10 protein-coding genes are annotated in these 11,353 nt (G+C 45.0%); 5 read left to right on the forward strand and 5 right to left on the reverse strand.

What is annotated here, in order from left to right:
• Positions 1-8: 8 nt before the first annotated feature.
• On the reverse strand, positions 9-710 hold the full coding sequence (locus tag GSF04_RS07990; RefSeq protein WP_211859220.1) for a transglutaminase family protein: 702 nt from the start codon (positions 708-710) through the stop codon (positions 9-11).
• Positions 711-947: 237 nt separating this feature from the next.
• On the opposite strand from GSF04_RS07990, the gene GSF04_RS07995 reads away from it, so the two are divergent.
• Positions 948-1,346, forward strand: a complete 399-nt coding sequence (locus GSF04_RS07995; RefSeq protein WP_211859221.1) for a hypothetical protein — start codon at positions 948-950, stop codon at positions 1,344-1,346.
• 15 nt (positions 1,347-1,361) lie between these two features.
• Here GSF04_RS07995 and GSF04_RS08000 read toward each other — a convergent pair whose 3' ends face one another.
• Together GSF04_RS08000 and GSF04_RS08005 are read right to left on the reverse strand one after the other, a co-directional pair.
• Complete coding sequence (locus GSF04_RS08000; protein WP_211859222.1) at positions 1,362-2,051, reverse strand: AraC family transcriptional regulator; 690 nt, start codon at positions 2,049-2,051, stop codon at positions 1,362-1,364.
• 35 nt (positions 2,052-2,086) lie between these two features.
• Positions 2,087-3,010, reverse strand: a complete 924-nt coding sequence (locus tag GSF04_RS08005; protein WP_010605724.1) for a manganese-dependent inorganic pyrophosphatase — start codon at positions 3,008-3,010, stop codon at positions 2,087-2,089.
• Between the two features lie 207 nt (positions 3,011-3,217).
• Between GSF04_RS08005 and GSF04_RS08010 the strand changes: the two genes are divergently transcribed.
• Both GSF04_RS08010 and mutM read left to right on the forward strand, forming a co-directional pair.
• A complete protein-coding gene (locus GSF04_RS08010) occupies positions 3,218-3,703 on the forward strand; it encodes a hypothetical protein (RefSeq protein WP_010605723.1) in 486 nt (161 codons plus the stop codon).
• Between the two features lie 31 nt (positions 3,704-3,734).
• Positions 3,735-4,544 (forward strand): bifunctional DNA-formamidopyrimidine glycosylase/DNA-(apurinic or apyrimidinic site) lyase, encoded by an 810-nt coding sequence (gene mutM, locus GSF04_RS08015; RefSeq protein WP_211859223.1) that lies wholly within the window; start codon positions 3,735-3,737, stop codon positions 4,542-4,544.
• Positions 4,545-4,557: 13 nt separating this feature from the next.
• On the opposite strand, the gene GSF04_RS08020 is transcribed toward mutM, so the two are convergent.
• Together GSF04_RS08020 and GSF04_RS08025 are read right to left on the reverse strand one after the other, a co-directional pair.
• Entirely contained in the window at positions 4,558-6,177 is a 1,620-nt protein-coding gene (locus tag GSF04_RS08020) for a FapA family protein (RefSeq protein WP_211859224.1), read from the reverse strand.
• 164 nt (positions 6,178-6,341) lie between these two features.
• Positions 6,342-7,235, reverse strand: a complete 894-nt coding sequence (locus GSF04_RS08025) for a LysR family transcriptional regulator (protein ID WP_211859225.1) — start codon at positions 7,233-7,235, stop codon at positions 6,342-6,344.
• A 110-nt stretch (positions 7,236-7,345) separates the two neighbouring features.
• On the opposite strand from GSF04_RS08025, the gene GSF04_RS08030 reads away from it, so the two are divergent.
• On the forward strand, positions 7,346-8,914 hold the full coding sequence (locus tag GSF04_RS08030; RefSeq protein WP_211859226.1) for an NADH-quinone oxidoreductase subunit L: 1,569 nt from the start codon (positions 7,346-7,348) through the stop codon (positions 8,912-8,914).
• Positions 8,914-11,346, forward strand: coding sequence for a DUF2309 domain-containing protein (locus tag GSF04_RS08035; protein ID WP_211859227.1), 2,433 nt, complete (start codon positions 8,914-8,916; stop codon positions 11,344-11,346). Before GSF04_RS08030 ends, GSF04_RS08035 begins: the two co-directional genes overlap by 1 nt.
• The last annotated feature ends 7 nt before the right edge of the window (positions 11,347-11,353 follow it).

An 11,353-nucleotide genomic window follows, 5' to 3' on the forward strand; every position in this document is an offset into this window, starting at 1 on the left:
CGCTCAAGTTAGTTGAAGCGTCCGGCTCTGACGCGCCTTACCCTTTGGTTTATCCAATGTCTAAAGCAGTGTGCATAGAGCCATTGCTTGATGCCAGTTAGGTTTTTGTGTTGCTGATAAAGCGCATCAGGACTTGTATAAAGCCCTAAATCGCGTGTGATACTTTGCTTTTGAATATATGCACCATTTAACGAAAAGCGATTATCGGGTTGCTGTAAACAGGGAGTGGAAATACCAAATCCCGTAAAGCCTTTTGCCTTCGAGAACTGTTGCTGAACTTGTTTTAGGTAGCCGTCATCTATTATGTAACCTTCAAGCTCTATCCAGCGCTCCTCTAGATAAACTTCAACCCAACTATGGATAATACTTTTTGGAGCAAACCACGTCAGTAGGGTAGGAATTAACCCTTGTTTAAGATCGTTTGATATCTCAAATCCATGAACTCGTGTTGGAATATCACAAGCCCTCAGTAGTGCAACCAGCAATGTTCCTTTGGTATTACACTGGCCATAGCCTTGCTTAAGCACTTGGCTTGCAGTTAGCGTATCTATCTTACTATAACCAAACTCTATGTCGTCTTTAACGAAGTTATAGATTTGCTCCGCTGCTGTGATTTCATCAAGTTGCCGCCAACCTTTTGCTTCTATTAAGCTTTGGATCTCTGAATGTTGATAATCAACTAAAGGGGTAGTTACTAAAAATTGTTTCATGGTTATGCTCCTATTTTGGTAGTAGTGTGATGCAACTTAGGTAACTAAGCTTGAATAAACTGGCTAAGTTCATGGTTAGTTAATGGGTATACAAATAGATTTTTTTATTTTGTATTTAGGGAAGGAACCTATGAGAAAAACAACAAAGATTGTTGATAAGATATGTACTGAGAAAGCACGGAAGCAGCGACCAAGTGACCACGATGACATGTTTTACGATTGTGGAGGGTCGCTTGCATGATGTGGAAAGTCTTATTTTATTTCTTACTACTGACGTTTATTGCCTCAATCTATGATGCATTTACGCTGCCGGATCATTTAGCAATAGAATCGAGCGTGTTTACTGGGATTGTGTTATTGGTCGCAGATCTCTTAAATGTATTTGGTGCCTTTTGCGTCGCTTATGGCAAGCGTCCTATCACAGATATGTGGTTTTGGAGTGTGTCGTTAGCGCTATTTGTTGCTGCCAATGTTTACATTCAGATCCAGGCATTTATTCAGTTTCGTATTGGCTATACGGTCGATGAGATGATTGTTCATTCGATTATTTTTCTCGTCGTATTAACCATATCGTCGCTACCTATGGTTAAGTTGATTGATGAAGCTTATAAACGAGGTAATAAACAGGCGGCTTAGCCTAGTCCAATTAGCTTAGTCCAAAGTGCTTTGTGTTTTTAATGCCTCTGTCGGTGTAATGCCAAACTGCCGTTTAAACGTACGGCTTAAATGAGCGCTATCTGCAAACCCCGCGAGCATGGCTGCTTGTGTAAGGTTGTTGCCTTGTTGTATGGCGGCAACTGAGCAGATCAGCCTGCGCCACAGCACATAAGGTCGCCACGCTATCCCCACTTGCTCCGTAAACAGATGTAAAAAGCGACTTGGTGAGAGGTAAAGTGACTTGGCAATCGTATTTGCGCTAAAGTGATTGGGTTTAAGGCAAGTTTGTGCGTTGAAGCATGCATCTAATTGCGCCAATACACAGTCAATTCGTGGATCTAAATCCATCGTCGGTAGCTCGGTAAGTCCTACAGTACGTATTAACTCGGCAAGCTTGGCATTGCTCTTTGGTGCAGTATTTATCTTGATTGCTGAGCAGCTATTGCCTTGCAGTTGCTTGCCATACAAGCTTTTCGGCTCGACTAATATCACCCAGCCAGAGGTCATTTTTAAGCTATGTTCTACGCCACTAGCAATTACGCTTGGGCCAAATAGCGTCTTATCACCGATTTGCGCGATACAGTCGCTCAAGGGCAGATTAATTTGAATAAGGTGATGTGAATGGCGCGCGGCATTCAAGTCTTTGACAAATGAGGCGAATATACCCGGAGTGAGATGCAGCATAAAAATAGCCGAGACTTTCGCCTCGGCGAGCAGTATTAACCAGCAAATGCGTCTTGCAATGGTGGTACAACTTGCTTTTTACGGCTCAGTACGCCGTCCAACCATACTTTGCTTGCTTCAGGCTCAACGTCGTATGCTTTTGCGATGATCGCTTCATCATCAGAAGCGATCAGCATTTGTGATCCTTCTTTCATGATATCAGTAAGTAGTAGCATCACGCTGTGGCGATTACCTTCTTCTTTTAATTTTGCGATATCTGCATGTAGCTCATCTTTGATCTTATCAAATACAGCAAGATCAACCACTTCAAGCTGGCCAATACCAACAAGGTTGCCATTCATGTTAAAGTCTTTGAAATCACGCATGACTAGGTCACGAATTGGTGTGCCTTCAACTGCTGATTTCACCTTGAACATTTCCATGCCAAGCTCTTTAGCATCATCAACACCCGCGATTTTTGCAAGTGCTTCAACACATTTGATATCCGCAGTGGTACAAGTTGGTGATTTGAAGATGACTGTGTCGCTTAGGATTGCACACATCATGATGCCAGCAATGTTTGCTGGGATTTCTACGTCGTAGAAGTCGTACATCATTTTAATAATCGTGTTACTACAGCCAACAGGGCGGATCCAACACTCAAGTGGTGTTGAAGTTGTAAGGTCGCCTAGTTTGTGGTGATCAACTACGCCAACTACAGTTGCTTTATCGATGTCGTCTGGTGCTTGCGTTTTTTCAGTGTGGTCAACGATATACACATCTTCGCCAGCATAGCTCATCTTAAGCTCTGGAGCTTCAAAACCAAAACGGTCAAGAATAAACTGAGTCTCCGGTGAGACTTCACCTAAACGCGTAGGGATTGCTTCTTCACCAATTTGGTTTTTTAAATAAGCAAGTGCGATTGCACCGCAGATTGAATCTGAATCAGGGATCTTATGACCCACTACATACATTGCCATTGACGGAACTCCTTAAAATTTTGCCCACATTCTAGCAAAATAACTTGTCATTTAAATAGTGTAAATGCGCAATTTGGCGTAGATAGGGTGCGGTAACGACAGATTGTTGAACTAGGCGAAATAGCCTCGTTGAGCAAGGGCTAATTGAGCATGTATAAATGTAAATTAGTATTATACACTAACCGCTCAAACGCTTAGGAGATGGGTATGATTCAAATGAGCCGTAAGGGCTGGAATAATGTGGTGATCTTTTCCATGTTACTGATGATCTTTTTTCTCAACGGCCTTCACTATAAATTGAATCCCAGTGACGACAAAGCAAAGATACAAGCTGTGCTACCAGAGCAAAGCTTTGTCTTAACCGTGGCATTTCCTGGCTATAAAATTGAACGCATTGGCACGAGCTGGCGTATAGAGTTACCGCAAGGTTCAAACCAGAGCTTTAGTGAAGATGCCTTACGTGCGCTTGTTGCCAAGTGGCAAAGTTTACAGCTATTGGTTGTTGAGGCGCCAAAGCAGTTGGAGCCCGCGCTGAGCGCTGCGCAGTTTTGGCTGGCAACCCAAGAACTTCCGCTTAGCTACCAACTGTATCCTAGCGATAATGGCTTTGTATTATTTGATAAACAACAACAGCGTTGGTTTGAGCTTGATAGTGTGCAAGCCAAAGCATTATTTCTACCGATAGAATTGTAATACCACAAACCACACAGTAATAGAGTGAATTATGCCTGAGTTACCAGAAGTCGAAGTGAGCCGTTTAGGCATTCAACCGTATTTAGAGCAACATATTATCCAAAGCGTAAAAGTACACAATGGTAAGCTAAGATGGCCTGTACCAGAGGAAGTACAATTGCTTGAAGGTGAGAAGGTGCTTGCGGTTAAGCGACGGGCAAAATATTTGCTTATCGAATCCAAGCATGGCACTGCGATTTTGCATTTGGGGATGTCAGGAAACTTGCGTGTTGTTGATAACACTGAGCCGCTAAAAAAGCATGATCATGTGGAGATCATTCTGGCCTCAGGTAAGTCGCTCAGATTGAACGACCCGCGTCGTTTTGGCGCTTTTTTATGGCAAGGTGCGGGCGAAGATCATAGCGTTTTTGAAAAGCTGGGTCCTGAGCCATTGACCGAGCTTTTTACTGCAGAGTACTTATTTGAAAAAAGCAGAGGCAAAAAGCAGCCGATTAAACAATTTGTTATGGATAATCATGTGGTAGTTGGTGTGGGTAATATTTATGCCAATGAATCTTTGTTTAAAGCGGGGATCCATCCCAAAAAAGAAGCAGGTAAAATTTCACTTAAACGCTACCAATTACTGACACCGATCATCAAGGAAACTTTAAGTGCAGCTATCAAACAAGGGGGGACGACACTTAAAGACTTTGCTCAGAGTGATGGTAAACCGGGTTATTTTGCTCAAGAATTGCTGGTGTATGGTCGTAAAGGTGAGCCTTGCGTAAGCTGCGAAACGCCATTAAAAGAGATACGTCTAGGGCAACGCAGCACAGTGTATTGCTCTAAATGTCAGCGCTAGAGCAAGGTGCAGGCTAGGAGCCTGCGGTTTTAAAGTCTATCTTAACTTGGTTTTCTTGCAGCGTTGCTGAACAAGGGGGATAACTGCGGGTTGTTTTATACACGCGGTCAAAGATATGGATTTCAACCCCAGAATGAAGCGCTTTGTTTGCTGCAAGTTTCGTGTTCTCGAGTAGATCGTGTAAGTCGTGATCAAGCTGGCTGAGCTTTTGCTCAAGGTGCTCGGCTTGTTGACAGTAGTGCATCTGTGTCGCGCCAATTTTAGTTTTGAGTTGTTGCTTTTTAGCAGCGTCTTTAACTAACTCTGCTTTTTCAATCGCTTGCTGTAGTTGATCTAGGGCATCATTGGTGGTGGCAACCTCCTTGAAAAGGGTGTCGGTTTCTTGGGTGATTTTAAGACCTTTACGTGCCAGATAAATCATCATCTTAGCACCAGACTCACTGCCAATCTCTCCCGCAACCACCATTTGTGCATCGATAATTGAGCCACCTATCAACTTGCCATTTGGATGATCGCCAGTGCCAACTTGTATTAGCTTTTGCGCTTTAATATCGCAGTGGTTACTTTGCTTATTGATAATAATGTTATCGCCTTCAAGATAAGTATATTGTCCATGGGCAATCTCAACATTGCCTTTGGCGATAAGCTTGCAGGTTAAGCCTTGCTCATTATTTTGATGGTCGACATGGCCAATCACGCCACCTCGCACTTCAATATGACCACCTGCGATAAGTTCTCCAGATTCTACCGTGCCGAGCACTGTGATATCGCCTTGTGCGGTTACGTGCATACCCGGTTCCACATTATGGGTGACCACAACGCTGCCATTAAAGTCGACATGGCCACTTTTTACTGTGACATCGGCAATCGTAAATACGTCATCCACGCGCATACCGTTGGCGATATCTGAGGGGCAACCTGCAATGGTTGCGATAAGCTCTAGTGGGTTGTTGGGGTTGATCTCGGTGCCTTCACCCGCCATAAGCTGGAATGATTCGCCGGGCTTTGCTTCAATACTTTCTCCGCTAACCGTAAAGCCTTCTTTACCTGGTGTTGCGGGTTTTTGAGTGACTAGTAAATCTCCTGGTGCAACGCTTGCAAGCTTGCCAAAATCACGCATGTCAACGGTGCCATCTTCACGCATTCTAGGTTGCTTGAGTCTCTCTTTTAAAGTTTGTACGTGCGGCAGTAATTTTGCTGACTGGCCGTCTTGTGGGGGTCGGCCTTGGGCGATTAACCCAGATGCTTCTTCACCAGGTGGAAGTTCAAATTGTTTGCGCAGGATGTTTTCTAGGTAAGCTTGCTTATAGCCACGACTGACGCCTGCTTTAACAATGGCTTTTTTCGCTTCTTCTAATGATACCGCTTTACCACCACGAGCTGTTTTAAGTTGTCCAAATGCTTGCATTTTATCGTCACTTAAGGTGACTTCAAACTCGGCATCATGTTGTTTAGCAACGACAATTTGGCTCTCGGGGAAGTCGCTTTGGAAAAAGGCATTAATCGAGTCGTGATCAATTTCGCAGTCGGCAAATTGCGACTTTTCGAGGGCTTCAATCACAAACGCTGCACTCGGCGGTGAAGCAGACTTCACATCCATTAAGATATTGCCATTGTGCGCAAGCTTGAACACGATAACTGCCTCGTCGAAATTTTACCCTATAGTTTCAGCTTGCTAAATAAACATCAATTGGTCAAGTGCTTAGGCCAATTTTCTTACGTTAATATGGGTTAAGTTAAAAAACAGAAATAAATCGTGGTTTTCTAATACTTTCAGGTGAATAAAAATCAGCGTGCTTAAAAATGTGCGGGCTTATCATGCGCTTCTTGCAGCAGGATTTTAATCGCTTCAGGAACAACCTTTTTCTGTGTTGAAATAGCATAAAAATACTCATAAATATTAGGCAGTTCCTGATACTGCTGTAGCACCCCTTGGGCTATTTCGTCTTTTACTACTACGGCAGGTAAAACGGCCACCGCGCCACTGTCTCGTGCCAGTAGTCGCATCATCGCCATATCGTCGACCTCTGCCAAAATGTTGGGGAAATACTGATACTGAGCGCACAGCGCATTAAATGCGGTGCGTAAATCTGAGTTGGCAGGTGGCAAGATCCAACGTGTTTTTTCAAAGCCTTGTGGAAATGGCGTGTTTGGCTTGAGCGCTGGCGGACCAATGATCGCCAGCGGTTGCTTGGCAACCAGTTGGCACTGCCAATAGGGGTCTGAAGTATCTAGGTTTATTGTTCGGTTGGTAAGCACTAAATCCAGCTCATAATTGGTTAAGCCGTTGAGTAGCTCAGAAATACTGCCTGACTTTAACTTAAATTGTACATTGCTACGCCGCATCAAAGGACTAATAAAAGCTTCTACAAAGTTACGTGACAGAGTGGTCAACACCCCAATCGTCACGTGGGTGATTGACTGTACGCCTTTGCTTAGCAAGGCTTCGAGCTCTTGCCCCGTGGTAAAAATATCATCGGCATAGCTCAGCACCTTTTTACCCTGATCGGTAAGCATTAGGCTGCGGCCTACGCGCTCAAATAGTGATACCCCGACATTATGTTCCAACTGTTTGATTTGCGCAGAGAGCGCAGATTGCGAAACATGTAATTCTTTAGCGGCTTGAGTCAGGTTTCCGAGCTTGGCAACCTGCCAAAAGTAGTAGAGGTGGTGATAATTAAGTCGGCTCATCTATATATAAGTAAAACAGAACGAATAGTTAAATTATATCTATTTTTATTAAATTAAAAAGGTTGGAATAATGACCTAATTCAAGACTTAGGTGAGATGCATAGAAAGTGATGATTAATATCTTAGTGGTGTTGTTGCTATTACACTTTTTGATTGCTGCGTCTTTTATGAGCAAAGCGTCTCGTAGTAACGCTGGGTTATTTCGTATTGCGAATGGTTTTGCTATCGGTGTGGTAATTTGTATCGCTTTTGGCTGGGGAAGTTGGGCAACGCAAGGTGATATTGCCAGTAGCCTGTTTGAAATAAGCTTTTTACGGCTTAGCGTGGTGTCATTGATTGGCTTTATGAGCTTTATTTTACTGCGTTACTCCATTCACTATTTACATGGTGAAAAACACCGGGTCCGCTATTTTCGCTATCTACTCACCACATTACTGAGCGTAACTATCGTGGTGCTCAGTAATCACTTAGTCCTATTTTGGTTGGCTTGGGTCGGTATTAGTTTGAGCTTGCATCGTCTACTGCTGTTTTATCCTAACCGCCCGAGAGCGGCATTGGCCGCACACAAAAAGTTTATTTTGGCGCGCTTGGCAGAAAGTGCATTGCTTGGAGCTTTTATTTGTATCTACCTCAGCACTGGCATGCTCCAGCTTAATGACATCACAAACTATTACTTAACTCATTCAACGACACTGACTGCGCTAGAGCAATCAGCAGCTGGCTTACTTGCAATTGTGGCGCTGCTAAAGTGCGCGCAACTGCCAGTGCATGGCTGGTTGATGCAAGTGGTTGAATCACCCACACCGGTAAGTGCGCTGCTGCATGCAGGGATCATTAATCTGGGTGGTTTTTTGGTGATGGTGTTTGGCCCTTTGATTTTACGCGTAGAAGCTGCGAAATGGCTGATCTTGATCGTGGCAGGAATAACGACATTATTGGCCGCGCTTATCATGACAACGCGGATCAGTTTAAAAGTGCGCTTGGCTTGGTCAACCTGTGCACAAATGGGACTGATGCTAGTGGAGTGTGCTTTGGGACTATATGAATTAGCGCTGCTGCACTTATTGGCCCATTCAGCCTACAAGGCCCACGCATTTTTAAACTCAAGCCAGTGGATCCATGAAGATTTGACTCGTCGCTTGAGCGACCAGTTTGAGCCGCCCTTGTGGCAATGGCTCATTGCACTTGCCGTGGCAACTGGCCTCACTACAGCAGCTGCAGTTGTCATTGAATATCAAGGTCCTATCAGTATTTGGGGATTAATGGTTGGCGCATTAACTGTGTGGCTAGCGCTGCGTTTTGAGGCGCAAGCCCCTAGCAGCTATTTTAGAATTATCACCGCAGCAGTTGTGTTGTTGGCAGCCTATAGTACGCAAAAATGGCTATTGCACTTGGTAGTCGCGCTACCAAATGATCTTAGAGCGCAAGCACTCGATGGTGCTGATATTTGGTTGCTCAGCTTAGTAGTGTTACTCATCGTAGTAAATTATCTGCTCTATTACCGCGCACATTTGGTAACGGTGCAAAAACTCTCTCGGGTGTTGTATGCCGGCCTGTACTTAGACGAGTGGATGACACGATTAACCATATTACTTTGGCCCGTCCATTTGCCAAGTATTAAAAAGCAGAAACACCTAGCCATTCATCGCTATGCTGCAGGGCACGAGGAGCAGAAGTAATGATAGACACACAAAATAACAAACAGACTCAGCTATCTAAGCCGCAACAGCAACAACTGCTGAGCGCTGAAACACGCATTGCGCCAACTTGGCCGCTCGATCAATTGATCGCAGTGAATCCATTTTGGGGAATGCGCGATCTGCCTTTTGATGCGGTGGTCAATAAAATGAGTGCGTTGGCACAGGTTAGAATGCTGATGCCCGTGGCATTTTATCTTGAACAATGGCAGCAAGAGGCGATTTCAGAGCAAGCATTGCAGCAATCTGCGGCACATTACGCGGTGGAGCGCAGCACCAATGCGCTACTTAATTGGCTCAAAAAAAGTCACTGTGGCGAGTTGCCACACTGGCATACATTAGCGGATTTGCTTGACCGTTATCGCTCTGAGCATAAGATGCCATGGCAAGAGGAGATAAGCCACCAAATTAGCCAATTTTGCGCCGCGCATTATCAGCAGGTGCAGCCTATTCTCAAACAAACCCAAGGTGAGGATAAACTCTGTTTGTATCGTCACTGGCATGAAACCGTATCACGAGATTTGGGAATAAGCATCGTTATGGGGGAGTCGGGTTTAGTGGATTACTTTAAGGCTTTGCCAACGTCTCCTGAGTCTTTAATTGCGCTTGCTGTCGACACCTTAGGGGTTGGTTTTAATGAGCTGAGTGATTATTCGCACATGCTACTGCTAGACATTAATGGCTGGGCATCTTGGGCGGCTTATGAACGCTGGCAAGCAGATCTTGCCCAGCATCCGGCTTCCGATATGCGTGCGCTATTGGCCATTCGAATGGCGTGGGAGCTGGTGATTTGGCGTTACGTGAGTGAGTGCCATCCAACGACCTTTACCCGTATTCAATACCATTGGAACAAGCAAAAGCTGCAACTTGCTGAGATCGTGCTTGAGCATAAAAAAGCATTGTTGCCACGGCTGGTATTTCAGCGGGCACTCGAGCTCAGTTATCAAGCCACTTTAGTAGGGCAGCTAAAAACTCAGCAGGTAAAATCTGAGGGTGCTCGTGAGCAAGCTACACCGACCTTACAAGCGGCTTTTTGTATTGATGTGCGCTCAGAAGTGATCCGCCGTGTGCTAGAAGCTCAAAACGCAGGCATTCAAACCATAGGCTATGCTGGTTTCTTTGGCCTACCGATTGATTATCATGCGACTAACTGCCGTTTTAGTCGGCCACAGTTACCCGGATTACTAAAAGCGCCAATCACCGCAATACAAACGCCCGCACCCCAGAACCTTGCCACAAAACGCCAGCAAGCTGGCCGTTGGCATAGCTGGTCTCACTCTGCTGCGGCTTCATTTTCAATGGTGGAGTCGATGGGGATGAGCTACTTTTATCAGCTATTTAGCAAAGTGTTTTCATTGCAAAAAACTCAGCACCCCGTCGATAGCCATATTGATTCAAGGAAGTGGCAGTTAAAGCAAGGCGAACACGAAGTTACTGTTTTGGAGCAAGCAAAACTCGCAGCTGGCATATTAAAAGGGATGGGACTGACCGAATTTGCTGATACGGTCCTATTGGTTGGCCACGGAGCGCATACCACCAATAATTTACATGAAGCCGGGCTGCAATGTGGTGCATGTGGCGGCCAGTCGGGAGAAGTGAATGTTAAAGTACTCGCGCAACTTCTTAATGACCAAGCGGTACGCGCAGAATTAATCGCGCTAGGCATCGCTATTCCGTCGCAAACCCGTTTTGTTGCAGCGCTACATAATACCACCACTGAAACAATTACCCCCTATGGCGAAATAGATACAGAGATGACCCGCTGGTTAAAGCAGGCAGCGCATCTGGCTCGAGTAGAGCGCGCTCATACGCTTGCGATAACTGGTAAAGCGTTATCCGTGCAGCAGCTGGAGCAGCAATTTATAGCCCGTACTAAAGATTGGTCTCAAGTCAGGCCGGAATGGGGCCTTGCCAACAATGCGGCATTTGTGGTTGCACCGAGACAAGTTACGCAGGGAATTGACCTGCAAGGTCGAGTCTTTTTGCACGAATACAGCGCCGAGCAAGATCAAGACTTTAGCCAGTTAACTGCTATTTTAACCGCCCCTATGCTCGTCACTAACTGGATCAATATGCAATATAACGCTTCGGTAACCGATACCCACAAATACGGCAGTGGTAACAAGGTGTTGCATAATGTCGTGGGGGGCAGAATTGGAGTGTTTGAAGGCAATGGCGGAGATTTGCGAATTGGTCTGCCAATGCAATCCGTTCACAACGGTGACAAATGGATGCATACCCCACAACGTTTGAGCGTAATTGTACAAGCGCCAACCGAAGCACTAGAGCGAATCATGACAGCACACCCAGTTGTAAAACAATTGGTAGAAAACGAGTGGCTTTATCTTCTGTCTACTTCGCCTAATTGTAACGAAGTTAGACGATTTGATAACGGTAACTGGGAACTTCTTTGAATTCAAA

The sequence above is a fragment of the Pseudoalteromonas sp. A22 genome (genome assembly GCF_018141345.1).
In the GTDB taxonomy this organism is placed as follows: domain Bacteria; phylum Pseudomonadota; class Gammaproteobacteria; order Enterobacterales; family Alteromonadaceae; genus Pseudoalteromonas; species Pseudoalteromonas maricaloris.